This is a genomic window from Aeromicrobium sp. CnD17-E, assembly GCF_024124745.1.
In the GTDB taxonomy this organism is placed as follows: Bacteria; Actinomycetota; Actinomycetes; order Propionibacteriales; family Nocardioidaceae; genus Aeromicrobium.
Map to the genome: position 1 here is coordinate 1 of NZ_JAMXRU010000020.1, position 24,453 is coordinate 24,453.

The 24,453-nt window shown below is 73.0% G+C and carries 21 protein-coding genes, 1 tRNA gene and 1 pseudogene; 15 read left to right on the plus strand and 8 right to left on the minus strand.

Annotation, left to right across the window (positions count from 1 at the left end; all coding sequences use genetic code 11):
• The 5 genes and pseudogenes from NH339_RS06330 to NH339_RS06350 form a co-directional block, all read right to left on the minus strand.
• Positions 1–181 (minus strand): annotated as a pseudogene (locus NH339_RS06330) (8-amino-7-oxononanoate synthase); the annotation flags it as partial.
• Positions 178–1,461 (minus strand): adenosylmethionine--8-amino-7-oxononanoate transaminase, encoded by a 1,284-nt coding sequence (locus NH339_RS06335; protein WP_253023603.1) that lies wholly within the window; start codon positions 1,459–1,461, stop codon positions 178–180. The pseudogene NH339_RS06330 and the gene NH339_RS06335, both read right to left, overlap by 4 nt.
• A gap of 14 nt (positions 1,462–1,475) precedes the next feature.
• Positions 1,476–2,648 (minus strand): biotin synthase BioB, encoded by a 1,173-nt coding sequence (gene bioB, locus NH339_RS06340; protein ID WP_253023604.1) that lies wholly within the window; start codon positions 2,646–2,648, stop codon positions 1,476–1,478.
• A gap of 85 nt (positions 2,649–2,733) precedes the next feature.
• Positions 2,734–4,002 (minus strand): alpha/beta hydrolase, encoded by a 1,269-nt coding sequence (locus NH339_RS06345; protein WP_253023605.1) that lies wholly within the window; start codon positions 4,000–4,002, stop codon positions 2,734–2,736.
• Positions 3,999–5,396 (minus strand): CoA transferase, encoded by a 1,398-nt coding sequence (locus NH339_RS06350; protein ID WP_253023607.1) that lies wholly within the window; start codon positions 5,394–5,396, stop codon positions 3,999–4,001. Before NH339_RS06350 ends, NH339_RS06345 begins: the two co-directional genes overlap by 4 nt.
• Positions 5,397–5,461: 65 nt before the next feature.
• On the opposite strand from NH339_RS06350, the gene NH339_RS06355 reads away from it, so the two are divergent.
• Positions 5,462–6,151: a helix-turn-helix domain-containing protein gene (locus NH339_RS06355; RefSeq protein WP_253023609.1), complete on the plus strand. Its 690-nt coding sequence runs from the start codon at positions 5,462–5,464 to the stop codon at positions 6,149–6,151.
• A gap of 3 nt (positions 6,152–6,154) precedes the next feature.
• On the opposite strand, the gene NH339_RS06360 is transcribed toward NH339_RS06355, so the two are convergent.
• Positions 6,155–6,613 carry a hypothetical protein gene (locus NH339_RS06360; RefSeq protein ID WP_253023611.1) on the minus strand — a complete coding sequence of 153 codons (459 nt, stop codon included), beginning with the start codon at positions 6,611–6,613 and terminating at the stop codon, positions 6,155–6,157.
• Between the two features lie 88 nt (positions 6,614–6,701).
• On the opposite strand from NH339_RS06360, the gene NH339_RS06365 reads away from it, so the two are divergent.
• Positions 6,702–6,774 (plus strand) — tRNA-Thr (locus tag NH339_RS06365).
• A 447-nt stretch (positions 6,775–7,221) separates the two neighbouring features.
• Here the strand turns inward: NH339_RS06365 and NH339_RS06370 are convergent.
• Positions 7,222–8,466 carry an ammonium transporter gene (locus tag NH339_RS06370; protein ID WP_253023613.1) on the minus strand — a complete coding sequence of 415 codons (1,245 nt, stop codon included), beginning with the start codon at positions 8,464–8,466 and terminating at the stop codon, positions 7,222–7,224.
• A 321-nt stretch (positions 8,467–8,787) separates the two neighbouring features.
• On the opposite strand from NH339_RS06370, the gene glnT reads away from it, so the two are divergent.
• The 7 genes from glnT to NH339_RS06405 are packed head-to-tail and all read left to right on the plus strand — an operon-like array spanning position 8,788 to position 16,226.
• The gene (gene glnT / locus NH339_RS06375; protein ID WP_253023615.1) at positions 8,788–10,110 is read left to right on the plus strand and encodes a type III glutamate--ammonia ligase; all 1,323 of its coding nucleotides are present in this window, start codon (positions 8,788–8,790) and stop codon (positions 10,108–10,110) included.
• A gap of 38 nt (positions 10,111–10,148) precedes the next feature.
• On the plus strand, positions 10,149–11,045 hold the full coding sequence (locus NH339_RS06380; RefSeq protein ID WP_253023617.1) for a hypothetical protein: 897 nt from the start codon (positions 10,149–10,151) through the stop codon (positions 11,043–11,045).
• On the plus strand, positions 11,033–11,776 hold the full coding sequence (locus NH339_RS06385; RefSeq protein WP_253023619.1) for a hypothetical protein: 744 nt from the start codon (positions 11,033–11,035) through the stop codon (positions 11,774–11,776). Before NH339_RS06380 ends, NH339_RS06385 begins: the two co-directional genes overlap by 13 nt.
• Positions 11,777–11,793: 17 nt before the next feature.
• Entirely contained in the window at positions 11,794–13,125 is a 1,332-nt protein-coding gene (locus NH339_RS06390) for an FMN-binding glutamate synthase family protein (RefSeq protein ID WP_253023621.1), read from the plus strand.
• Complete coding sequence (locus NH339_RS06395) at positions 13,122–14,303, plus strand: FAD-binding oxidoreductase (RefSeq protein WP_253023623.1); 1,182 nt, start codon at positions 13,122–13,124, stop codon at positions 14,301–14,303. Before NH339_RS06390 ends, NH339_RS06395 begins: the two co-directional genes overlap by 4 nt.
• Positions 14,300–15,565, plus strand: coding sequence for an allantoate amidohydrolase (locus NH339_RS06400; RefSeq protein WP_253023625.1), 1,266 nt, complete (start codon positions 14,300–14,302; stop codon positions 15,563–15,565). Before NH339_RS06395 ends, NH339_RS06400 begins: the two co-directional genes overlap by 4 nt.
• Before the next feature lie 10 nt (positions 15,566–15,575).
• Positions 15,576–16,226 (plus strand): helix-turn-helix domain-containing protein, encoded by a 651-nt coding sequence (locus NH339_RS06405; protein ID WP_067853961.1) that lies wholly within the window; start codon positions 15,576–15,578, stop codon positions 16,224–16,226.
• Between the two features lie 160 nt (positions 16,227–16,386).
• Here the strand turns inward: NH339_RS06405 and NH339_RS06410 are convergent, their stop codons facing one another.
• Positions 16,387–17,589 carry an acetyl-CoA C-acyltransferase gene (locus NH339_RS06410; RefSeq protein ID WP_253023627.1) on the minus strand — a complete coding sequence of 401 codons (1,203 nt, stop codon included), beginning with the start codon at positions 17,587–17,589 and terminating at the stop codon, positions 16,387–16,389.
• Positions 17,590–17,726: 137 nt separating this feature from the next.
• Here NH339_RS06410 and NH339_RS06415 point away from each other — a divergent pair, with 137 nt between their 5' ends.
• The 6 genes from NH339_RS06415 (at position 17,727) to NH339_RS06440 (ending at position 24,420) form a co-directional block, all read left to right on the plus strand.
• Positions 17,727–19,232, plus strand: a complete 1,506-nt coding sequence (locus NH339_RS06415; RefSeq protein ID WP_253023629.1) for an AMP-binding protein — start codon at positions 17,727–17,729, stop codon at positions 19,230–19,232.
• Positions 19,229–20,038: an SDR family oxidoreductase gene (locus tag NH339_RS06420; RefSeq protein WP_253023631.1), complete on the plus strand. Its 810-nt coding sequence runs from the start codon at positions 19,229–19,231 to the stop codon at positions 20,036–20,038. Before NH339_RS06415 ends, NH339_RS06420 begins: the two co-directional genes overlap by 4 nt.
• The gene (locus NH339_RS06425) at positions 20,035–20,697 is read left to right on the plus strand and encodes an HAD family phosphatase (RefSeq protein ID WP_253023633.1); all 663 of its coding nucleotides are present in this window, start codon (positions 20,035–20,037) and stop codon (positions 20,695–20,697) included. Before NH339_RS06420 ends, NH339_RS06425 begins: the two co-directional genes overlap by 4 nt.
• Positions 20,698–20,790: 93 nt before the next feature.
• Positions 20,791–21,768 (plus strand): sugar ABC transporter substrate-binding protein, encoded by a 978-nt coding sequence (locus NH339_RS06430; protein WP_253023635.1) that lies wholly within the window; start codon positions 20,791–20,793, stop codon positions 21,766–21,768.
• 4 nt (positions 21,769–21,772) lie between these two features.
• A complete protein-coding gene (locus NH339_RS06435) occupies positions 21,773–23,419 on the plus strand; it encodes a sugar ABC transporter ATP-binding protein (RefSeq protein WP_253023637.1) in 1,647 nt (548 codons plus the stop codon).
• On the plus strand, positions 23,416–24,420 hold the full coding sequence (locus NH339_RS06440) for an ABC transporter permease (RefSeq protein WP_253023639.1): 1,005 nt from the start codon (positions 23,416–23,418) through the stop codon (positions 24,418–24,420). The genes NH339_RS06435 and NH339_RS06440 overlap by 4 nt, the downstream gene beginning before the upstream one ends.
• Positions 24,421–24,453: the final 33 nt, after the last annotated feature.

Here is a 24,453-nt window from a genome sequence, read left to right on the forward strand (position 1 = left end):
ACTGCAGCGCTGCCGTGGCGGCGGCGCGCGTGACGGCAGGGTCGCGCGCGAGGCCGAGGTAGTCGTTGCCCGCGAGGTCGATCGTCGGGTCGTCGGCGCCGCGCGGTCGCAGCGTGCGCACCAGCCCGGCCTCCTCGCGCGAGGCGTGCTCCTGCGCCCACCAGTCCGTCCAGACGCTCATGCGGCGCGCACCGCCTCGCCGACCCCGGCCACCAGCTGCGCCAGCGCTGCGTCGTCGCAGACGTAGGGCGGCATCGTGTACACGAGGTCGCGGAAGGGCCGCAGCCACACGCCCGCCGCGAGGGCGGCGTCGGTGGCCGCCGCGACGTCGACGTCGTGGTCGAGCTGCACCACGCCGACCGCGCCGAGCGTGCGGACGTCGGCGACGCCCTCGACGTCGCGCAGCGGCGCGAGGCCACGGGCCAGCGCCTCCCCAACACGTTGCACGTCGGCCTGCCAGCCGCGCTCGAGCAGGAGGTCGATGCTGGCCGACGCGACGGCGCAAGCCAGCGGGTTGCCCATGAACGTCGGGCCGTGCATGAGCGCGCCGGACTCGCTGGCCGACACGCCCCGCGCCACCTCGTCGGTGCACAGCACCGCGGCGAGCGAGACGTAGCCGCCGGTGAGCGCCTTGCCGACGCAGAGGACGTCGGGCGCGACCAGCTCGCTCACGAAGAGGTGCCCGGTGCGGCCGAACCCCGTGGCGATCTCGTCGTGCACGAGCAGCAGACCGTGCTCGTCGGCCACCTCGCGCAGCACGCGCAGGCAGGCGACCGGGTAGGGGTGCATGCCGCCCGCACCCTGCAGGAGCGGCTCCACGACCACGCCCGCCAGCTCGTGCGCGTGCCGGGCGGCGAGGTCGCGCACACCGTCGGCCCATGCCGCCACCTCCGCGTCCGACGCGTCGTGGCGCGGCGGCCGGTCGGCGAACACCTGCTGCGGCAGCAGGTCGCGCCACATCGTGTGCATGCCGCCGACCGGGTCGGTCACGCTCATGCAGTCGAACGTGTCGCCGTGGTACCCGCCGCGCACCGTGAGCATGCGGGTGCGCTCGGGGTGCCCCGTGCCGCGCTGGTGCTGCAGCACCATCTTCAGCGCCACCTCCACGGCCACCGAGCCGGAGTCGGCGAGGAACACGCGCTCCAACGGGGCAGGCGTCAGCTCGACGAGCCGCCGCGCCAGCTCGACGGCCGGGGCGTGCGTGAGCCCGCCGAACATCACGTGGCTGAACGAGGCGACCTGCTCGACGACCGCGCGGTCGAGGGCGGGGTGGCAGTACCCGTGCACCGCGGCCCACCACGACGACATCCCGTCGACCACCCAGGTGCCGTCGACCTCCAGGCGGCACCCGTCGGCGCCCGTGACCACCCTCGTCGGCGCCGGCTCGGTCATCGACGCATAGGGGTGCCAGACGTGCGCGCGGTCGAAGGCGCGCAGGTCGGAGGCGAGGGTCGCGGTCACGGCAGGGTCGGCGGTCAGGCGTTCGCCGGCACGTCGGTGCCCGCGCCGCGCTGCCGGATCGCGAGACCGGCGGTGCCGTCGTGCGACGCGCACCCCCCGCACGCGCTGCCGCAGCCGGTCGACACCGTGCCGCACGGCGAGGATGCGGACGGCGAGGAGGAGGGCGTGGTGGCCGTCGGCTCGGCCGGCTGGTGCTCCGGCAGCTCGTCCGCGCCGAGGATGGTGAAGCCGTGGTCGCGGATCAGCTCGACGTCGGTCTTGGCGTCCTGGCCCTCCGACGTCAAGTAGTCGCCGAGGAAGATCGAGTTGGCCACGTGCAGCGCGAGGCCCTGCAGCGAGCGCAGGTGCATCTCGCGTCCGCCGGCGATGCGCACCTCGCGGTCGGGGCAGACGAAGCGCGCCATCGCCAGGATCTTCACGCACCGGGCCGGGGAGAGCTCCCACGTGTTCTCGAACGGCGTGCCGTCGAACGGCATGAGGAAGTTGACGGGGATCGAGTCCGAGCCGAGCTCCTTCAGCGCGAACAGCGCCTCCACGAGCTGCTCGTCGGTCTCGCCGAGCCCGGCGATGAGGCCCGAGCAGGGCGACAGGCCGGCGGTGCGGGCCTTGGCGATGGTGTCGACGCGGTCGTCGTACGTGTGGGTGGTGACGATCTCGTCGTGGTGCGACGCCGCGGTGTTGATGTTGTGGTTGTAGGCGTCGACGCCGGCCTGCTTGAGCCGCTCGGCCTGACCGTCCTTGAGCAGCCCCAGGCAGGCGCACACCTCGACGTCGGGGTAGCTGTCCTTGAGCGCCTCGGTCATCTCGGCGACCTTCTCGACGTCGCGGTTCGACGGGCCGCGTCCCGACGAGACCAGGCACACGCGCGACGCGCCGCCGCGCAGTCCGGCGCCCGCCTGGCGCAGCGTCTCGTCGGTGGAGAGCCACGAGTACTTCAGGATGGGCGCCTCGGACCCGACGGCCTGCGAGCAGTAGCTGCAGTTCTCGGGGCACAGCCCGGACTTCAGGTTCACGAGGTAGTTGACCTTGACGGTGCTGCCGAAGTGCGCGCGGCGCAGGCGTCCGGCGGCCGCGACGACGTCGAGCAGGGCGGCGTCGTCGGCGTGCAGCACCGCGAGCGCGTCGGCCTCGGAGGCACTGCCCCCGTCCAGGATGCGGGTGGCGAGCTGGTCGAACGATGCGGTCATCACGGTCCTCGACGTCGGCGGCGGTCACTGAACACCGTTCAGGTGAACAGTGTTCAGGTGACGATAGCCGATCAGGCCGGACGCGTCACGGGGTCGTCGGCGAGGAGCGCCGGGCGCCGTCGTACTGCTGCAGCCAGTCGAGCGTGAGGCGACGGCTCGCAGCGGCAGCGGGCGTCAACGTCGAGGTCGAGTCGCCCGCGCTGTGCTCCATCCCGGGGTACTGCACGTACCGGTGCGGCACGCCGTGCCGCGCGAGGACGTCGACGAAGGCGCGAGCGCGGTCCGCGAGGACGAGGTGGTCGCGGGCTCCCTGGTAGACGAGCGTCGGCGGGGAGTCGGCGCCGACGTGGGTCGCGGAGTCGGTGGAGCGGTACCGCTCCGGGTACTCCGCGGGCGTCCCGCCGACGTACCACTGCTCGACCTTCCGGGCGATCGCCGTGCGGTCACCGATCCCGCTCAGGTCGACGGCCGGGTACCCGGCGATCACCGCGCGCACGACCGGCAGCGTCGAGCCCGACGGCGAGCAGCTGGACCTCAGGGTGTGGTCGGCGGACGTGTAGGCGGCGTTGACGGCCAGGTTCCCTCCGGAGGAGAGGCCGAGCATCGCGATCCGGTCGGCGTCGAGGTGGTGTGCCTCGCCCGCGCGCGCGACCCACGCGAGGGAGCAGGCCACGTCCTCCACCTGCGTCCCCCACGGGTGGTAGGTGGGGGAGGCCAGCCGGTAGTCGACGTCGAGCACCGCGTAGCCGTGGGCGGGCAGGTACCCGGTGTACGCGTTCGGGCCACGCGACCCGGTCGAGAACCCGCCGCCGTGGACGGAGACCACGACAGGCCATCCCGCTCGGGGTGCACGTCCGGACGGGAGGTACAGGTCGGCGCGCAGCGTGGTGGTCCCGGCGGTGCCGACCGTCACGGTCCGGCTGGGGCCGCTGGTCAGGCCGGTGAAGGGCAGCGTCGGCAGCAGCGGGCTCGTGCCGGCGCCCGTGGACGCGATGGCGACGGCGAGCGCGACGCTCGTGGCGACGGCGGTCACCGTGCCGGCCGACCCGACCACCGTGAGCACGAGCGGGAGGCGCCGACGAGGCCGAGGTCGCCGTCGCCAGAGGGTCGCGGCGCTCACCACGCCGACGGCACCGACGACGACGTTCCACACCCCGAGCGAGTCCCGCAGCACGCCGAGGAGGATCACCAGGTACTGCGACACCTCCCACTGCAGCAGCGGCATCGTCCAGGACACGGGGACGACGGCGAGCAGCTGCGCGAGCACCGTGAACACGACGGTCACGACCGCGACCGTCCACAGCGCCACGCGCCCGACCGCGTGCAACCGGGCTCCCGTCGGCGCGGACGTCATCGTGGCTCCGCCCACGCCATCGGTGCCGAGCCGAGCGGCCACGGAGCACCGCGGCGCAGGTCCCACGCCGGGGCGACGTCGAGGAGGCTGGGCAGGGCCGCCACCCGGCCGAAGGGACCGTCGGTCTCCACCGTCGGCACCTCGTCGAGGTGCTCGCGCAGGTCGGGACCCGCGGAGACCTGGTGGGGGTTGTCGCCGAAGGACTGCACCCACGTGCAGACTTTCGCGAGGTCGACGTGGACGTGCCACGACCCGCCCTCGGTCGCCTGCCGGTGCAGGGCGGTCTCGATCCCCGCCGCGAGGAGGAACGCCGCGACGTAGTCGTTGAGCAGGTAGGTGGGTGGGAGCGCGGCCCGGTCGCCGCCGCCCTCCTCCAGGGCGAACCCCGTGGCCGCGCAGGCGAGCTGGTCGAAGCCGCCGCGGTCCGACCACGGTCCTCGGTCGCCCCACCCGTGCACGTCGCCCACGACGACGCCGGGGTGGTCGCGCGCGAGCTGGGCGGCGTCGAGCCCGAACCGCGCCAGGTGCCGGTAGCCGTGGACCACGACGTCGGCGCCGCGCAGCACGTCGTCGAGGCTGGCCCTTCCGGTCGGGGTCCGGAGGTCGCAGTAGGCGTTCCGCTTCCCGGCCCCGGTCTCGAGGATCATCGCGTTCGGGTCGGGCCGGTCGGGGCGTGACACGTGGAGCACGTCGGCACCCAGCTCGGCCAGGAGGCGGGTCGCGACGGGTCCCGCGATCACGTGGGTGACGTCGACGACCCGGACGCCCGTGAGCGGCGGCTGGGCCGACGCGAGCGGCGCCCGGGTGACGGGGTCGGCGTCGCCGATGCGTTCGACGCGCACCAGCGGCTCGCCCGCAAGAGACCGTCCGACGTCGGTGGCCGCCCACTCCTCCCGGGTCCGGACCATCGTGGCGGTCCCGCCGGCCGCGACGATCGCCTCCTCGAGCGCCAGGGCGTCCCAGGTGGCCGCCGCCGCCGCGATCCGGTCGGCCCCCGGCGCGCACCCGAGCACGCGGAGCGCGCGGTCGCGCAGGTGCGGGTAGGAGAGGAGGACGAAGACCTGCCGTCCGTCGCGGCAGGCGTAGAAGTCGCTGTCGGCGAGCAGGTGCGGGTCCTCCATGGTCGCGGCGGCGGGGACGTCGCCGACCCTCGTCGCGAAGACCGCCATGAGCTGCAGCAGGGCGTCGTCGGTGCGGACCCGCACCTCCCGGGCAGGTGCACCTCGGGAGCTGCCGAACGCTGATGCGGCGGCTCCGTGCGCCGCCATGGCCGCGGCCATGCACTCGGCGAGGCGGTGCGGCGACGTCGTCGGAGGCTCGCTCCCGACCACGTGCGTGCGGCCGAGGTCGAGGGAGAACAGCGTCGCGAGGTCCTGCAGGGGTGAGGCGTCCACGCATCGAGTCTCGGACGCGCGGCTCCGGGGGCCCAGGATCGTCGGATATGCGGCATCCTCGTGCCATGAGCGACCACCGCAGCGTGGGCCGGATCGTCGACCTGCTCGACGTCGTCGCGCGTGCCGACGTCCCGCCGACGGTGAGCGACCTCGCGCGCCGCCTCGACGTCCCCCGGTCGTCGGTCCACGACCTCGTGAGCGGCCTGGAGCAGCACGGCTGGCTGGTGCGTGCCGGGCGTGGTCTGCGCATCGGACCTGCTCCACTGGTCCTCGAGCTGCTCGCCGCACGCCACGTGTCGTGGACGTCGCTCGACGCGGACGCCTACGCCGAGCGGTTCGACCTCGCCGCGGCCGTGGCCGTGCTCGTCGGTCGGCACGTCGTGTACACGGCACGGTCGGAGAAGGTGGTCGACGAGCGCTACGCCCACGTGGCCGACCTGCACCTGCCGCGCGACCCTCTGACGACCGCGGCCGGACGTCTGCTGCTGAGCAACGCGCCCGCTGCGGTGCTGGCCAGCGTGCTGGACGAGACCCGCACGACCGACCCTGGGCTCGTGGCGGACTACGAGGCGCAGCTCCCTCTCGTCCGGCGTCGGCGGACGGCCTGGAGCGACGGACTGTCGCAGGACGAGGTCGCCGCGGTCGCGGTCTTCCCGCACCGTGACCGCCGCGAGGCGCTCGTGCTCTTCGGGCGGAGGGGGACCGACGCGGCGCGCCTCACGGCTGCCGCGCGCACCCTCGCGCGGGAGTCGTAGGCGTCAGCGGCCCATGATCGGGTCGAGCAGCCCGTCGAGCATGCCAGGGGAGGGGCTCGACGACGACGACGGCGACGGCGACGGGCTGGGTCGCTGGGTCGGGGTGGTCGGCCTCGGGCTGGGCGGCGTCGGTCGCGTGGGGCTGGCGGCGGGCGTGGTCGGTCGGGGGGTGGTCGACGTGGGGCCGCGGTCGTCGCTGCGGTCGCTCGGGTCGTCGTCGCGGCCGGGCTCGCCGGCGTCGCGGGAGGTGTCGTCGGCCTCGTCGTCGCTGTTGTTGTCGCGTCGGTCGCGGTCGTCGGGGTCGGTGCTGCGGCTGGGGGTCGGGCTGCTGGTGGCGGGTCGGGGCTCGGCCGCTGCCGACGGGTCGCCGCCGTCGCCGAGGGAGGTGAGCGCGACCGCACCCACGGCGAGCATGAGCAGGACGGCGCAGGCCGCGGCCGTGCTGAGGGTGCGGATGCGCACGGGACCTCCCGGGGTGGACGACCTTCCACGGTAGACAACGAGGCAACCCCGCGCCGGTGACGTGCGCGGCCCTACGATGGGTCCGCACGCCTCCGTAGCTCAGTCGGTAGAGCGCCTTACTTGTAATAAGGATGTCGCGGGTTCGATTCCTGTCGGAGGCTCCGAGCGCCAGCGAGGAGGCTCCGACAGGAATCGGGAGGATCATCGCGGCGAAGCCGCTGGACGTGACGGCTCCTGTCCCCCGCTCCGAGCGCCAGCGAGGAGGCTCCGACAGGAATCGGGAGGATCATCGCGGCGAAGCCGCCGGACGTGACGGCTCCTCGCGGGGCCGTGGCGCGCTCGTTTGCCTGGGGCCCCACGCAAACGTGCGTTCGGGGCGTCGGTTTGCGTGGGGGAGAGCGTGTTTGGGTGGGGCCCCACCCAGACGTGCATTGGGGCCGTCGGTTTGCGTGGGGCCCCACCGAAGCGTGCGTCTGGGGCGTCGGTTTGCGTGGGGGCGAGCCTGTTCGGGTGGGGCCCCACGCAAACAGGCCCAGGCGGCGGCGGGGGCGGGGCGGGACGCAGGTCGGCCCCGGACCGGGGTCCGGGGCCGACGCGTCACGGGTGGGTCAGGCGAGGTCGTAGGCCCGCTCGCGGTGGAGGGCGGAGTCGAGGCCGCCCTCCTCGTGGTCGGGGTCGACGCGCAGCCCGATCGTCTTCTTCAGCACCAGCGCGATGACGAGGGTCAGCACGAAGGAGTACGCCAGCACCGCGCCGGCGGCGGTGGCCTGCACGCCGAGCAGGCGCAGCCCGCCGCCGTGGAGCAGACCGGCCTGGCCGCTGGGGGCGTCGGCGGTGGCGATCAGACCGACCATGAGCGTGCCGACCACGCCGCCGACGAGGTGCACGCCGACGACGTCGAGGGAGTCGTCGTAGCCGAAGCGCTCCTTGAGGCCGAGGGCGAGCGGGCACACGATGCCGCCGGCGACGCCGACGAGGATCGCGCCCATCGGGCTCACCGCGCCGCACGACGGGGTGATGGCGACGAGGCCCGCGATCGCGCCCGACGCCGCACCCATGGTCGTGGCGTGGCCGTCGCGGACGATCTCGACACCGAGCCAGGCGAGCATCGCGGCGCACGTGGCGACGAAGGTCGTCAGCATGACGACCGAGGCGTTGTGGCCGGCGGCGAGCGCGGAGCCGCCGTTGAAGGCGTACCAGCCGGCCCACAGCAGACCGGCGCCCAGCAGGGTCAGCGGCAGGTTGTGCGGACGCGGTGCGGTGCCCCACGTGCGCCGCTTGCCGAGGACGATGGCGATGGCGAGCGCCGCCGCACCGGAGTTGATGTGCACGGCGGTGCCGCCGGCGTAGTCGACCGCCTTCAGCTTGTTCGCGATCCAGCCGCCCACCGTCGAGCCGTCCGTCGCGTCGAAGGCGAAGACCCAGTGCGCGACGGGGAAGTAGACCAGCACCGCCCAGACGGCGGCGAAGACCATCCAGCTGCTGAACTTCATGCGGTCCGCCGCGGCGCCGGAGATGATCGCGACCGTGATCGCCGCGAACAGCGCCTGGAAGACGGCGAAGAGCGCGAGCGGCAGCGCGGTGTCCTTCTCGGTGAGCACCCCGCCGAGCCCGGCGAACTCGGTGACGTTGCCGAGCAGCCCGGCGCCCCCGTACGAGTCGCCGAACACCATCGAGTAGCCGAACAGCACCCAGAGGATGCCGACGACGGCGACGGCGCCGAACGTCATCACCATCATGTTGAGGCTGCTCTTGACGCTGACCATGCCCCCGTAGAAGAGCGCCAGTCCCGGCACCATCATCGTCAGACCGATGATGCAGCTCAGGATGAAGGCGGTGGTGCCTGTGTCCATGTCCATGTCTCCTGCTGTGGCCCGCACTCCCGCGGGCGTCTCAGCACAGTGGACTCTGTCTACTTTGCGTTGACATGACGTCGACGTAACAACGTTGCGTCGCACAACCTGGACCGCCTTCCCGATGCCCGGAGCGACCCGCTGCGCCGCCCCGTCTCGCCGCGACGGCCCCGTCCCGGCCGCTGGCCGTCACGGACTTCTCACGCTCGGGAAACACGTCCGTCATCTGGGTTCTGTCTACTCGAAGTAGACAAAGATTCACGCCAGTGGATAGGCTCGCGACGAGGGCCTCGCACCGGCGCGGCACCCCCGAGGAGCAGCATGACCAGCACCGCATCCCCCCTGGCGACCCTGGCCAAGGAGAGCGAGACGACGTTCATCCTGGCCCTGTTCGTCGACCTCACCGGCAAGCCCTGCGCCAAGCTGGTGCCCGTCGAGGCCGTCGAGGAGCTCGCCCGCGAGGGCGTCGGCTTCGCCGGCTACGCCGCGGGAGCGATGGGCCAGGAGCCCAAGGACCCCGACATCATGGCGATCCCCGACCCGGCCTCGTTCACGCCGGTGCCGTTCGTCAAGGAGGGCCTCGCCCTCGTGCACTGCGACCCCCACGTGGAGGGCGAGCCGTGGCGCTTCGCCCCGCGCGTGATCCTGCGTCGCATGATCGAGCGCGCCGCCCAGCGCGACCTGTCGGTCTACCTCGGTGCCGAGATCGAGTACTTCCTCGTGGCGAAGGACGAGCGCGGGGCCCTCGTCACCGCCGACCCCTCCGACGCCGCCGCCCGCCCCTGCTACGACGCGCGTGGCGTGACCCGCATGTTCGACCACCTCGCGTCGGTCTCGACCGCGATGAACCAGCTCGGCTGGGGCAACTACGCCAACGACCACGAGGACGGCAACGGCCAGTTCGAGCAGAACTTCGACTACGCCGACGTGCTCACGACGGCCGACCGCGTGATCACCGCGCGCTACCTGATCTCGATGCTCGCCGAGCAGCGCGGCATGACCGCGACGTTCATGCCGAAGCCGTTCGGCGACCGCACCGGCAGCGGGCTGCACATGCACCTGTCGCTCTGGAAGGACGACGAGCCGCTCTTCCCCGCGGCCGACGACCCGCGCGGCCTCGGCCTGTCGGAGCTGGCCTACCAGGCGATCGCCGGCGTCCTCGAGCACGCCAGCGCCCTGCAGGCGCTCGTCGCGCCGACCGTCAACTCCTACAAGCGCACCGGCGCGGTCGCGACGACGTCGGGTGCGTCGTGGGCGCCGCGCGTGCCCACCTACGGCGGCAACGACCGCACCCACCTGGTGCGCGTGCCCGACGGCAACCGCATCGAGCTGCGCGGCGGCGACGGCTCCGCCAACCCGTACCTGGCGGCCGCCGGCGCGATCGGCGCGGTGCTCGACGGCGTCGAGCGTCGCCTCGACCCCGGTGCTCCCGGCGGCAGCGACGACGCCGACCGTGCGCCCCTCCCGCTCACCCTCCTGCACGCGGTCGAGGCCCTGGAGGCCGACGCGGCCGTGTCGGGCGTGCTCGACAGCGTCGGCCCCGACGTGGCCCGCTACTTCGCCGACCTCAAGCGCGAGGAGTTCTTCACCTGGCACAGCCAGGTGAGCGCCTGGGAGGTCGACCACTACCTGACGGCCTTCTGAGCCGCCCCACCCCTGACGCACCTCGAAGGAGACACCCCATGTGCGGCATCGTCGGACTCCACCTCCGCAACCCCGACCTGTACCCCCGACTCGGTGAGCTGCTCACCGGCATGCTCTGCGAGATGGAGGACCGCGGCGCGGACTCCGCAGGGGTCGCCGTCTACGGCGACCCGACGTGGGCCCCGCCCGGCACGGCCACCGTCTCGGTCCTGGCCGACGGCATCGACGTGACCGCCCTCGCCGAGGAGCTCACGGCAGCCGTGGGCAGCGACGTCGACGTCACGACCGCCGGCCCGACGCTGCTCGTGCACGCGGAGGTCGACGCCTCCGCGCTCGCCGCGGCGGTGCGCGCGACGGCGCCGGACGCGCTGGTCATCGGCTTCGGCGAGGACCTCGCCGTGCTCAAGGGCGTCGGCCGTCCGCGCGACCTCGCCGCGGCCTTCGGCCTGCCGTCCGCGCAGGGCTGGCAGGGCGTCGGGCACACGCGCATGGCCACCGAGTCGGCCGTGACGCCCGCGGGCAGCCACCCCTACGCCGTCGGGCCCGACCAGTGCATGGTGCACAACGGCTCGTTCCACAACTACCCGACGATCCGCCGCGAGCTCGAGGCGCGCGGCGTCCGGTTCGACTCGGCGAACGACACCGAGGTGGGCGCCCGCTTCGTCGCCCAGTGCCTCGAGGACGGCCTCGACGTGGAGACCGCGCTCAAGGAGCTGTGCCGCACGTTCGACGGCTTCTACACGCTGCTCGTCTCGAACCGCGACTCCTTCGCCGTCGTGCGCGACGCCATCGCGTGCAAGCCGGCCGTGGTCGCCGAGACCGACGACTGGGTCGCGATGGCGTCGGAGTACCGCGCGCTCGTCGACCTGCCCGGCATCGAGTCGGCCCGCCTGTTCGAGCCGGAGCCGGAGCGGATCTACGCATGGACCCGCTGACCGCGACGCCCACCCCGACCTCCGACCCGAAGGACCCCATCATGGCCGCCACGCTCGAGCTCGACCTCGCCGTCAGCACCCTCCGCGAGGTCAACGCACGCCTGCACGACCCCGACCTCGGTGCCGACGACGTCGTCGTCACGCACCCGGCCGGTCGGCACAGCGTCGCGGTCGGGCTGAACCGCCCGATGACCGTGACCGTCAAGGGCCACGTCGGCTACTACGCGGCCGGCATGAACCAGTCGGCCGACGTCGTCGTCGAGGGCAACGTGGGCGTCGGGGTGGCCGAGAACATGATGAGCGGCTCGGTGTGGGTGAAGGGCAGCGCGTCGCAGTCGGCGGGCGCCACCGCCCACGGCGGGCTGCTGGTCGTCGAGGGCGACGCGGCCGCCCGCTGCGGCATCTCGATGAAGGGCGTCGACATCGTCGTCGGCGGCAGCATCGGCCACATGAGCGCCTTCATGGCGCAGGCCGGCCGGCTCGTCGTCCGCGGCGACGCCGGCGACGCGCTCGGCGACTCCATCTACGAGGCCCGGATCTACGTGCGCGGCACGGTCGCGTCGCTGGGCGCCGACTGCGTGGCCAAGGAGATGCGGCCCGAGCACCACGAGGAGCTCGCGACGCTGCTCAAGAGCGCCGGCTACGAGGACGACGACACCCACGCCTACACGCGCTACGGCTCCGCGCGCAGCCTCTACCACTTCCACGTCGACAACACGTCGGCCTACTGACACCGAGGGCAGCCACCATGACCCAGTACCGCACGCAGCCGCGCACGTCGGCGACCTTCGACCCGGCGACCATCGCGGAGATCCAGCGCGCCGCCGACACCGGCATCTACGACATCCGCGGCTGGGGCGCCAAGCGTGCCCTGCCGCACTTCGACGACCTGCTGTTCCTGGGTGCGAGCATGTCGCGCTACCCGCTCGAGGGCTACCGGGAGCGCTGCGGCACCGACGTCGTGCTCGGCGACCGGCACGCGAAGTACCCCCTGCACCTCGAGACGCCCGTGACGATCGCCGGCATGAGCTTCGGCGCGCTGTCGGGCCGGGCCAAGGCGGCGCTGGGTCGCGGCGCCAGCGAGGTGGGCACGTCGACGACGACCGGCGACGGCGGCATGACGCCGGAGGAGCGCAGCCAGAGCAAGCACCTCGTCTACCAGTACCTGCCGTCGCGCTACGGCATGAACCCCGACCACCTGCGCCAAGCCGACGCGATCGAGGTCGTGCTGGGCCAGGGGGCCAAGCCCGGAGGCGGCGGCATGCTGCTCGGGCAGAAGATCACCGAACGGGTCGCCCAGATGCGCACGCTGCCGCAGGGCGTCGACCAGCGCAGCGCGTCGCGCCACCCCGACTGGACGGGCCCGGACGACCTGACGATCAAGATCGGCGAGCTGCGCGAGATCACCGACTGGGAGAAGCCCGTCTACGTCAAGGTCGGCGCCACGCGCACCTACTACGACGTGAAGCTGGCGGTGCACGCCGGCGCCGACGTCGTCGTGGTCGACGGCATGCAGGGCGGGACGGCCGCCACGCAGGAGGTGTTCATCGAGCACGTCGGCATCCCCACGCTCGCGGCGATCCCGCAGGCCGTCCAGGCGCTGCAGGAGCTCGGCGTCCACCGCAAGGTGCAGCTGATCGTCTCCGGCGGGATCCGCACGGGCGCCGACGTGGCGAAGGCGATGGCCCTCGGGGCCGACGCGGTCGCGATCGGCACCGCCGCCCTGGTCGCGCTCGGCGACAACGACCCGCGCTGGCAGGCCGACTACGAGGCCCTCGGCACGAGTGCCGGGGCCTACGACGACTTCCAGGAGGGCAGGGACCCTGCCGGCATCACGACGCAGGACCCCGAGCTGCAGCAGCGGCTCGACCCGGTCGAGGGCGGTCGCCGGCTCGCGAACTACCTGCGCGTGCTGACGATGGAGGCGCAGACCATCGCACGCGCGTGCGGCAAGGCGCACCTGCAGCACCTCGAGCCCGAGGACCTCGTCGCCATCACCATCGAGGCCGCCGCGATGGCGAGGGTGCCGCTCGCGGGCACGTCGTGGGTCCCGGGCCAGACCGCAGGCGGGTCCTGGTGAGCGCGTCGCGCGCCGTCGTCGTCGGCGGTGGGCTGATCGGGCTGTCGATCGCGCGGGCGCTCACGGAGCGGGGGCTCACCGACGTGCTCGTGCTGGAGCGCGGGCTCCTCGCGAGCGGCGGCACCGGGAAGTCGAGCGGCATCGTGCGGGCGCACTACGGGGTGCCGTCGATCGCCGCGATGGCCTGGCGCAGCCTGCCCGTCTTCGAGGCGCTCGGCGCCGAGGTCGGGTTCCGCCAGGTCGGCTACACCGTGGTGGTCGGCGAGGAGAACGCCGGACCGTTGAAGGACAACACGGCCATGCACCAGGGCCTCGGCATCGAGGTCGACCTCGTCGACCCCGACCAGGTCGAGGCGCTGTGGCCGATGATGAACGTCGACGACGTGGCGCTCGGCGCCTACGAGCCGCGCGGCGGGTTCGCCGACGCGACCCAGCTGGCGCTGCACTACGGGCAGCGGGCCCGTGCCCACGGCGCGCGGGTGCGCCAGAACGCCCCGGTGGCGCGGATCGTCACGTCGGGGAGTCGGGTGACGGGGGTCGAGCTGGCCGACGGCGAGGTGGTGGAGGCCGACCTGGTCGTCGTCGCCGCGGGATGGTGGTCCGCCCGGCTCCTCGCCGACCTCGGCGTGGACTTCCCGGTCGAGGCGTACCGCTCGGAGCTGCTCGTCGTCGACACCGGCGAGCCGCTGCCCGACCTGCCCGTCGTCTCGGACCTCGTCAGCCTGCAGTACTGCCGCCTCGAGGGGTCCGGGCAGTTCCTCGTGGGCAACAGCGACCACGCCGACTTCGGCCGCAAGCTCGTCGACCCCGACCACTACTCCAACCACGCGAGCGACGCGAGCCTCGAGGCCTACGCCGAGAAGCTGCTGCACCGGTTCCCCGGCTTTCCCGATCCCTCGGTCACGCACACGTACGCGGGCGTCTACGACGTCCCGCCCGACTGGAACCCGGTCATCGGCCCCGTCGGCGACGTCGACGGCCTCGTGCTCGCGGCGGGCTTCGCCGGGCACGGCTTCAAGATCAGCCCCGCGGTCGGCGACCTCGTGGCCGACCTCGTGCTCGAGGGCGACAGCACCGACCCCGACGTGCCCGCGTCGAACTTCCGGCTGTCGCGCTTCGCCGAGGGCGACCTCCTGACCAGCCTGCACCCGTACGTCGGGGCGGGGGAGATGCGGTGACCGGCGTCGCCGCGTCGTCGGTGCGGTCCCGCCGACCTGCCAGCGTCGCGTCGCTCCTGGCCGACGTGCGCGACGTCGGTCGCGACCCGCGGCGCGGCGGCTACTCGCGGTTCGCGTACACGCCCGCCGAGCTCGAGCTGCGCACGTGGTTCGAGGCGGAGGCGGCGCGACGCTCGCTCGACGTCGTCACCGACCGCAACGGCATCCTCTGGGCGTGGCGGCCCGGGCCGGGCGGGTCGCTCGACGACGCCGTCGTGACCGGCAGCCACCTCGACTCGGTCCCCGGTGGTGGCGAGTTCGACGGACCGCTCGGCGTCGCGTCGGCCTTCGCGGCGCTGGACCTCCTCGACGCCCGCGACGTCGGCGGCGAGCGCCCGCTGGCGGTCGTCGCGTTCCCGGAGGAGGAGGGCGGCCGGTTCGGGCGGGCCTGCCTCGGCTCGCAGCTGATGACGGGCGAGCAGGACCCCGACCGGGTGCTCGGCCTGCTGGACGCCGACGGCACGTCGCTCGCGGACGTCCTCACCGGTGCCGGCCTCGACCCCGTGCACCTCGGCCGCGACGAGGAGGCGCTGCGCCGCATCGGCGTGTTCGTCGAGCTGCACGTCGAGCAGGGGCGCGGTCTCGTCGACCTCGACCAGCCGGTCGCCGTCGCCTCCTCGATCCTCGGCCACGGTCGCTGGCGGCTCACCGTCACGGGAGAGGGGAACCACGCCGGCGCGACGCTCATGGCCGACCGGCGCGACCCGATGGTCGCCGCCGCCCAGGTGGTGGTCGCGGTCCGCGACCTGGCCCGCAGCCGGCCCGACGCGCGGGCGACGGTCGGCCGCCTGCAGCCCGTGCCGGGCGGCACGAACGTCATCGCGTCGCGCGTCGACCTCTGGCTCGACGTGCGCCACCCCGACGACGACGTCACGCGCGCGCTCGTCGCACAGGTCCTCGAGTCCGCGCACGCCGTGTGCGCGGCGGAGGGCTGCGCCGTGGAGCTGGTCGAGGAGTCCTACAGCGGGCAGGTCCGCTTCGACGCAGGTCTGCGCGACCGGCTGCGCGGCGTGCTGCCCGACGCGCCGGTGCTGGCGACGGGGGCGGGGCACGACGCCGGCGTCCTCGCGGCGCACGTCCCGTCGGCGATGCTCTTCACGCGCAACCCCACCGGGGTCTCCCACTCCCCGGAGGAGCACGTCGACGACGCGGACGCCGAGGCCGGTGCGGCCGCCCTCGCCGACGTGCTGCAGGACCTGCTGGTGCCGCGGGAGCACCGCTAGGATCGCCCGCATGACCGACGACGCGCCGCTGCTGCGCAACGCCGCCGGCAGTGCCCGCGACCGCGACCCGGCGGAGCCGGTCGAGGCGATGGCGCTGGAGCAGGCCATCGCGGTCAACGTCCGGCACCACCGCACCGCGGCCGGGCTGTCGGTCGCCGACATGGCGCAGCGTCTGGGGCTGTCGAAGGCGATGCTGTCGAAGATCGAGAATGCGCAGACGTCGTGCAGCCTCGCCACGCTGCAACGTCTGGCGACCGGGCTCGACGTGCCGGTCACGTCGCTCGTGCGCGGGGCCGACGAGGAGCGTCAGGCCGTGTTCACGCCGGCGGGCCAGGGTCCGCGCATCGCCCGGCACGGCACGAAGGAGGGGCACGAGTACGAGCTGCTCGGTGCCCTCCGGGGCCAGCACAAGCGGCTGGAGTCGCTCATGGTGACCCTGACGGAGGACAGCCAGACGTACCCGCTGTTCCAGCACCCGGGCACCGAGTTCCTGCACGTCCTTGAGGGCCGGATGGTCTACGGCCACGGCCGCGAGACCTACGAGCTGGGTCCCGGCGACTCCCTGCAGCTCGACGGCGAGGGCGCCCACGGCCCGGTCGAGCTGAAGGAGCTGCCCATCCGCTTCCTCTCGGTGATCGCCTTCCCCGACGCCAGCGTCTGAGCGCAGGGCGCCGGACGGGCCCGTTTGCGTGGGGCCCCACGCAAACCGGCTCGCCCCCACGTGACCGTGCGCCGGATCTGCGCGTTCGGGTGGGGCCCCACGTAAACGCGCACGGGTGAGCAGGCCGGGGGCCGGGCTCGGGCGCGGCGCGGGCGGGAGGTCAGGGGGCGACCTCGAAGAGTCCAGCGGCGCCCATGCCGCCTCCGACGCACATCGTCACCACGGCCCAGCGGGCACCGAGTCGGCGGCCGGCGAGCAGCGCGTGGCCGACGGCGCGCGACCCAGTCATGCCGTAGGGGTGTCCGAGGGCGATGGCTCCGCCGTCGACGTTCATCCGCTCGGGGTCGATGCCGAGCACGTCGCGACAGTGCACCGCCTGGGAGGCGAACGCCTCGTTGAGCTCCCACACGCCGACGTCGCCGACCGTCAGGCCGTGCTGGTCCAGCAGTCGGGGGATCGCCGCGACCGGACCGATGCCCATCTCGTCGGGCTCGCACCCGGTGACCGCAATGCCGACGTAGTAGCCGAGCGGCTCGATGCCCCGGGAGGCCGCGAGGTCGGCGTCCATCAGGACGTTGGCCGACGCGCCGTCGCTGAGCTGGGACGCGTTGCCCGCCGTGACCGTCGGGTGCGCGGTCACGTCACCGGGCTCCAGCACGGTGCGGAGCCCGGCCAGCCCGTCCGCGGTCGTGCCGGCGCGCACGCCCTCGTCGGCCGAGACGGTCACCTCGACCCGCGAGGTCCCACCGGTGGCCCTGTCGGTGCGGAGGGTGTGCACCGTGATCGGGGCGATCTCCTCGGCGAGGTGGCCGGCCTCCTGGGCGGCGGCCGCGCGCCGCTGCGACTGCAGCCCCATCTCGTCCTGGCGCTCGCGGCTGACGCCGTAGCGCGAGGCGACGTTCTCGGCGGTGTGCAGCATCGGCAGGTACAGCCCCGGCACCTGCTCGCGCAGCCAGGGGTCACCGGCGCGGTGGGTGTTCAGGTGCTCGTTCTGGACGAGCGAGATCGACTCGACCCCGCCCCCGACCGCGACCTTCTGCCCGTCCACCAGGATCTGCTTGGCCGCGATCGCGACCGCCATGAGGCCCGACGAGCACTGGCGGTCGACGGTCGAGCCGGGCACCGACACGGGCAGTCCGGCGCGGAGTGCGGCCTGCCGGGCGACGTTGAACCCCGAGGCGCCCTCGGGCATCGCGCAGCCCATCACCACGTCCTCCACCTCGGCCGGGTCGACGCCGGCGCGCTCCACCGCGTGGCGGACGGCGTGGCCCGCGAGCTCGACGGCGGGGGTGTCGTTGAAGGCGCCGCGGTACGCCTTGCCGATCGGGGTGCGGGCGGTGGCGACGATCGCTGCTCTGGGCACGGGGGCTCCTGTCGGACGGACTCTCGGAAGATTTCCCGGCAACGTACTTGAACCTGAACCCGGGTTCAAGTACGTTGCTCGACGTGAGCCAGGTCACGTGAGACCGGTCACATCGACGGCAAGGAGACGAGGACGCAATGGTGAACGTGGCAGCGACGGTCTGGTCCAACGCCGAGCGCGACCCGCAGCGGATGGCGGTGCGCTCCGGTCGGGGCGACCTGACCTACGGCGAGCTCCGGGAGGCGAGTGCTCGCGTCGGCGGCGCCGTGACCGCCGCGGGTCTGCGCCCCGGCGACCGGGTGGTGCTCATCGCCCCGAGCGTCCTGGAGTTCCCCGTGGTCTACCTGGGCCTGCACGCCGTCGGCGTCAGCGTCATCACGATGAACACCATGGCCACCGCGGCCGAGATCGGCTACGTGCTCGACGACGCGGAGGCGTCGCTGGTGCTGGCCTGGCACGAGTGCGACACCGCGGCGTCCGCCGCCGCTGCCGAGCGAGGCCTCGCGTTCTGGCGCGTCGAGGACGGCGCGAGCTTCGACGCCGAGCCGTTGGCGGTCGCGCACGACCACGCGCCCGACGACACCGCGATCATCCTCTACACCTCCGGCACCACCGGCCGTCCCAAGGGCGTGGAGCTCACCGCGGCCAACCTGATCGACACCACCGACTCCTTCCTGCCCGTGCTCAACCTGACGGCGGAGGACCGCTTCGGCACGGGCCTCCCGCTCTTCCACGTGTACGGCCAGGCGGTCGTCATGAACACGGTGCTGGTCACCGGCGCCTCGCTCTCGCTGCTCGCGCCCTTCGAGCCGACCGCGATGCTGGAGATGGTCCGCCGCGACCGCCTGACGGTCCTCGCCGGCGTCCCGACGATGTGGAACGCGATGCTGCACGCCGCGACCGACGCGTTCGGCCCGTCGGACTTCGAGCAGCTCCGACTGGCCACGTCCGGCGGCGCGTCGCTGCCGGTGGAGGTCATGCGTGCCTTCCGCGACCGGTTCGGCTGCACGATCCTGGAGGGCTACGGCCTCACCGAGTCGACCGGCGCGGCCACGTTCAACGACATCAACCGGCCCCAGAAGGCGGGCACCGTCGGACCGGCCCTGCCCGGCACCGCGATCGAGGTCCGCGACCCGCTCGGCGCGGTCGTCGAGCCGGACGTCGTCGGCGAGGTCTTCCTCAAGGGCCCGACGATCATGAAGGGCTACCGCAACCGGCCCGACGCCACGGCCGCCGACCTGCAGGACGGCTGGCTGAAGACCGGCGACCTGGGCCGGCTCGACGCCGAGGGCTACCTCAGCATCGTCGACCGGGCGAAGGACCTGATCATCCGCGGTGGCTACAACGTGTACCCCCGCGAGGTCGAGGAGGTGCTGTACGAGCACCCCGACGTCGTCGAGGTGGCCGTGGTCGGCGTCCCCGACGCACACTTCGGCGAGGAGGTCGCCGCGGTCGTCGCCCTGCGCGAGGGCGCGGAGCTGACCGGCGAGGAGCTGCGCGCCTGGGCCAAGGTCCAGCTGTCGGCCTACAAGGTGCCCCGGCTCTACCAGTTCGTCACCACCCTGCCGAAGGGCGCGACGGGCAAGATCCTGAAGCGCGAGATCGACCGCGACGCCATCCGCACCGCGGAGGTCGGCGCATGAAGGTCGAGGGGAGCGTCGCGGTCGTCACCGGCGCGGCAGGAGGCATCGGCCTGGCCGTCGCGCAGAGGCTGCTGGAGCACGGGGCCCAGGTGGTCGTCACCGACCTCGACGCCGCGCGCACCGCGGCGGCCGTCGCCACGTTGGAGGCACACGGCGCGGACCGGGTGGCGGGCCTGGCGGGTGACTGCTCGCTCGAGGCCGACGTGCGGGCCGTGCTCGACCTCGCCGTCGAGCGCTTCGGCCCCGTCGACCTGTACGTCGCGAACGCCGGGGTCGGCCTCGGGCAGGGCCTGGAGTCCTCCGAGGACGACTGGAGCACCTCGCTCGACGTCAACGTCATGGCGCACGTGCGCGCGGCCCGGCTCCTGGTGCCGGGCTGGCTCGAGCGGGGTCGGGGCTACTTCCTGAGCACCGCGTCGGCCGCCGGGCTCCTGACGCAGATCGGCTCGCCGACGTACTCGGTCACCAAGCACGCTGCCGTGGCCTTCGCCGAGTGGCTGTCGGTCACCTACGGCACCCGAGGCGTCGCCGTCAGCTGCCTGTGCCCGATGGGGGTGAACACCGCCATGCTCACCGGCGGCGCGGACTCCGACGACCCGACCGCGCGTCAAGGTGCGAGAGCGGTCACCGAGGCGGGCGGCGTGCTCGAGCCGCTCGACGTCGCCGACGTCGTGCTCGACGCGATCGACGACGAGCGCTTCCTCGTGCTGCCTCACCCGGAGGTGCTGGAGTTCTACCGGCGCAAGGCCTCCGACTACGACCGCTGGCTCGCCGGCATGCGCCGCTACCAGGACACGCTCGCATGAGCGGCGCGGCGACGCCCCGCTGCCGGGCGGCCCTGTTCGACTTCGGCGGGGTGCTGACGACGAGCGTGCTCGACGCGTTCGGCGACCACAGCGAGCGGATCAGCGGTGACCGCGGCCTCCTGCTGCGGCTGCTCGGCGGCGGTGACGCGGAGGCCAAGCAGCTCCTCGTCGACCACGAGGAGGGACGGCTCGACCACGACGGCTTCGAGGCGGGGCTCGCCGAGCGGCTGCACGCCCACGGCGTCGAGGTCGCGGCGGAGGGACTCGTCGCCGGGCTGCAGTCGGGCCTGCGACCCGACGCGGCCATGCTCGACGTCGTCGCCGACCTGCGGGCCGCAGGCGTGCCCGTCGGTCTCGTCTCGAACTCCCTGGGCCGTGACTGCTACGCCGGCTACGACCTGCCGGCTCTCTTCGACGCCGTGACCATCTCCGGCCAGGAGGGCGTCCGCAAGCCGTCGCGACGGCTCTACGAGATCGGGTGCGAGCGCCTCGGCGTCGCACCGCGGGAGGTCGTCATGGTCGACGACCTCGCCCAGAACATCGTCGCTGCCGAGCGTCTCGGGATGGCTGGCGTCGTGCACCGCACCGCGGAGGAGACCGCCGAGCAGCTCTCGCAGCTGCTCGGGGTCGACGTGAGGAGGACCGCCGCACTGCGGTGATCGAGGGGGGAACAGCACCACCCCGGAGCGGCCACCCGGCCGGTCCACCCAGCACAGGTCCGCCCGCCCGGGCGACCACTCTCAGGAGGACACATGAACGTTCGACGCTTCGGCCTCGGCCTGGTGGCAACGGCGGCGCTGGTCGTCACCGCCGCCTGCGGCAGCGGGGACACCGGTGGCAGCGGTGGCGGCGGAGGAGACGACGCCTACACGATCGGCATCGTCAAGTTCGCCTCGAGCGAGGAGACCTCGGAGGCGGCCATCGCGGCGTTCCGCGAGGAGGCCGAGGCCAAGGGCTGGAAGACCACCGCGGTCGACCCCCAGGGTGCGGTCGAGAAGGCCAACGGCGCCATGCAGGACTTCGTGCAGAAGAAGGTCGACCTCATCGTCACCGCCGTCTTCGACAGCAAGACGCTGACGGCCGGCGCGCAGGCCGCGAAGGCCGCGGGCATCCCCGTCGTCTCGATCTCCGGCGGCACCACGGACGGCATCACCGCGAACCTCGACTCCGGCGTCGCGGTCGGCGCGCCGGTCGCGAAGCAGCTCGTGGAGGACATGGGCGGCAAGGGCGAGCTGCTGGTCATGGGCTACAAGAGCGGTCTGCCGTGCATCGGTCGCGAGGAGGCGCTCGACGACGCGCTGAAGAGCACCGACATCAAGGTCACCCGCAACGAGGTGCCGATCCCCGGCCAGGTCGAGGGTGGGACGCAGTTCGCGCAGGCCTGGCTGGCCAAGCACCCGAAGGGCTCGACACCGCTCGCGATCTGGGGCTGCTTCGACGACCCGGCGCTCGGCGCGGTCTCCGCGGCGAAGTCGGCGGGGCGCGACGACGTGAAGATCTACGGCATCAACGGCACCCCGGCCGCCATCAAGGCGGTCGAGGCGGGCGACATGCGCGCCACCGTCTTCCTGCAGGTGCCCGAGGCCGGCAAGAAGTTCGCCGACATGGTGCCGGAGTTCATCGAGGGCGGCGTCGACGCGAAGCCGCAGGAGGTCGAGCTGCCGAACATCCTCGTCACGACCGACACGGTCACGCAGTTCCTGGCCGACAACCCCGACGCGACGAAGTAGTCCGATGACCGACACGTCCTCGAGGGTCCGGCCTGCCGGCCCGACCCCGACCGAGCACCCCCAGGAGTCCCTCATGGTCGAGACGACCCCGCTCGACGGTCCGACGGCGCCGACGGTGACCGATCCGCCCTGCCTGGAGATGTCCGGCATCTCCAAGCAGTTCGGCGGCCACCAGGCCCTCGAGGACGTGTCCATCACGCTGCACCCGGGTCGCGTCCTCGCCCTCTGCGGGGCCAACGGCGCAGGCAAGTCGACGCTCGTGCGCATCCTCGCGGGGGTGGAGAGCGCCGACGCCGGCACCATCCGCGTCCGCGGCCAGGAGGAGACCGTCGCCAGCCCGGGCGACGCGACCCGGCTCGGCCTCAGCTTCATCCACCAGGAGCTCAACCTGGTGCCCAAGTTCACCGCGCTGCAGAACATCGCGATGGGAGCCGACCACCCCCGCCGCACCGGGGTGCTCGACCTGCGCGGCCTGCGTCGCAAGGCCCTCGCCGTCATGGACCGCATCGGGTACTCCGTGCCGCTCGACGCCAAGGTCGAGCAGCTCTCGGTCTCCGACCGCTGGATGGTCTCGCTCGCCCGGTCGCTGATGCGCGACGCGAGCATCGTGGCCATGGACGAGCCGACGGCCTCGTTCACGCAGGAGGAGGCGGACCGGCTCTACGGCATCGTCGACGAGCTCACCGCCGACGGTGTCGGGATCCTGTACATCTCGCACCGGCTCGAGGAGGTGCTGCACGTCAGCGACGACGTGACGGTGCTGCGCAACGGCCGCCTGGTGGGCAGCTACGCGGCTCGCGACCTCGACGTCGCGAGCCTCACGCGGCACATCGTCGGCCGCGACGTCGAGGACCTGACCCACCGCGTCACCGACACCGACCCGACCGCCGCGCCCGTGCTGCTCCGGACGTCGGGCCTGACCCGGGAGCCCCGGGTGCGCGACGTCGACCTGACGATCCACGAGGGCGAGATCCTCGGTGTCGCCGGGCTCGTCGGCGCGGGGCGCACCGAGCTGGCGCGACTGCTCATCGGCGCCGACGCCGCGCACGCGGGCAGCATGACGCTCGACGGGCGGCCGTACCGTCCGGGCTCCCCGTCCGACGGCATCAAGGCCGGCGTCGCGCTCGTGCCCGAGGAGCGACGCTCGCAGGGGCTGGTGCTGCGCAGCTCGGTCGCCTCGAACATCACCATGGCCTCGATGCGCGACCCGCGACGCCGGCTGGGCACGTTCAGCCCCCGACGGGCCGCGGCCACCGCGCGCGACGCCGTCAGCCGCTTCGGGGTCAAGACGTCGTCGGTGCACGACGCGGTCGGGCACCTCAGCGGCGGCAACCAGCAGAAGGTCGTGGTCAGCAAGTGCGTGCTGACCGGTCCCCGGCTCCTGATCCTCGACGAGCCCACCGTCGGCGTCGACGTCGGTGCCCGCGGCGAGATCTACGACATCATCCGCGACCTCGCCGCGTCCGGGACGTCGATCCTCATGATCTCCAGCGACTTCGACGAGCTCGCCATCTGCGACCGCGTCGTCGTCATGCGCGAAGGAGCGCTCACCCACTCGGTGCCTGCCTCGCGGGCCACGAAGGACCACCTCACCTCGCTGTGCTTCGGGACCACCGAGCACCTCGGCACGACAGAACAGGACCCGTCATGACCGCTGCACTCGTCGACGTCCCCGTCCTCCAGGCCCCGCCGCGCCGTGCGCGGGTGTGGCGCTGGTTCGGCCGCTACGGCGCGCTCCTCGTGCTCGCGCTGCTCGTGGTCGGCACGAGCGCCCTGGAGCCGGAGACCTTCGCGACCTGGGACAACTTCATCAACATCCTCAACCAGAGCGCCCTGTCGGCGATCATCGCGATGGGCCTGACCTTCGCGCTCGTCACGGGGGAGTTCGACCTCAGCATCGGCAACGTGGCGAGCCTGTCGGGCGTGCTGGCGTGCACCGCGATGGTGAGCCACGACGTCTCGATCCCGGTGGCGTTCGGCCTGGCCGTGGTCATCGGCGCCGTGGTGGGCCTGGCGAACGGCCTGGTGGTCACGCTGCTCAACGTGAACGCGCTCGTCGCGACGCTGGGCATCGGCACGGTCGCCGTCGGCGTCAACTACGCGGTCGCCGGTGGCCTGCCGGTCAGCCTGACCGATCCCGCGCCGTTCATCCAGATCACGCTCGGGCGCTTCCTGGGCATCCCGTACCCGGTGTTCATCATGCTCGGGCTCGCCGCCGTCCTGTGGTTCGTGCTGAACCGCACCGTGCTCGGCCAGTCGATGCAGGCCGTGGGCGGCAACCCGGTGGCGGCCCAGCTGTCGGGCATCCGCGTCGACCGGGTCCGCGTCGTCGCGTTCGTCATCTGCGGCATCTGCGCCGCCCTGACGGGTCTCCTGCTCGCCTCGCGCACCGGCAGCGCGGCGGTCTCCGGCGGCGACACCTACCTGCTGGCCGCGTTCGCCGCGGCGTTCTTCGGCTCGGCGGTGCTCCGCGACGGGGAGTTCCACATCATCGGCACGCTCGTCGGCGTCATCACGGTCTCGGTCGGCTTCAACGCCATCGCGCTGATCGGTCTCGAGACCTACTGGCAGTACCTGTTCCAGGGTCTGCTGCTCATCCTCGGCGTCGGGGTCGGGTCGCTCGCCCGGCACCGGGCGGCGGCGGCGCACTGACACACTTTCTGAACTTGAACTCGGATTCATGTT

Coding starts and splice junctions, on each gene's coding strand:
- bioB (WP_253023604.1), bottom strand. CDS start 2,648: ATGACCGCATCGTTCGACCAGCTCGCCACCCGCATCCTGGACGGGGGC.
- NH339_RS06345 (WP_253023605.1), bottom strand. CDS start 4,002: ATGACGTCCGCGCCGACGGGAGCCCGGTTGCACGCGGTCGGGCGCGTG.
- NH339_RS06355 (WP_253023609.1), top strand. CDS start 5,462: ATGAGCGACCACCGCAGCGTGGGCCGGATCGTCGACCTGCTCGACGTC.
- NH339_RS06370 (WP_253023613.1), bottom strand. CDS start 8,466: ATGGACACAGGCACCACCGCCTTCATCCTGAGCTGCATCATCGGTCTG.
- glnT (WP_253023615.1), top strand. CDS start 8,788: ATGACCAGCACCGCATCCCCCCTGGCGACCCTGGCCAAGGAGAGCGAG.
- NH339_RS06380 (WP_253023617.1), top strand. CDS start 10,149: ATGTGCGGCATCGTCGGACTCCACCTCCGCAACCCCGACCTGTACCCC.
- NH339_RS06385 (WP_253023619.1), top strand. CDS start 11,033: ATGGACCCGCTGACCGCGACGCCCACCCCGACCTCCGACCCGAAGGAC.
- NH339_RS06390 (WP_253023621.1), top strand. CDS start 11,794: ATGACCCAGTACCGCACGCAGCCGCGCACGTCGGCGACCTTCGACCCG.
- NH339_RS06405 (WP_067853961.1), top strand. CDS start 15,576: ATGACCGACGACGCGCCGCTGCTGCGCAACGCCGCCGGCAGTGCCCGC.
- NH339_RS06415 (WP_253023629.1), top strand. CDS start 17,727: ATGGTGAACGTGGCAGCGACGGTCTGGTCCAACGCCGAGCGCGACCCG.
- NH339_RS06420 (WP_253023631.1), top strand. CDS start 19,229: ATGAAGGTCGAGGGGAGCGTCGCGGTCGTCACCGGCGCGGCAGGAGGC.
- NH339_RS06425 (WP_253023633.1), top strand. CDS start 20,035: ATGAGCGGCGCGGCGACGCCCCGCTGCCGGGCGGCCCTGTTCGACTTC.
- NH339_RS06430 (WP_253023635.1), top strand. CDS start 20,791: ATGAACGTTCGACGCTTCGGCCTCGGCCTGGTGGCAACGGCGGCGCTG.
- NH339_RS06435 (WP_253023637.1), top strand. CDS start 21,773: ATGACCGACACGTCCTCGAGGGTCCGGCCTGCCGGCCCGACCCCGACC.
- NH339_RS06440 (WP_253023639.1), top strand. CDS start 23,416: ATGACCGCTGCACTCGTCGACGTCCCCGTCCTCCAGGCCCCGCCGCGC.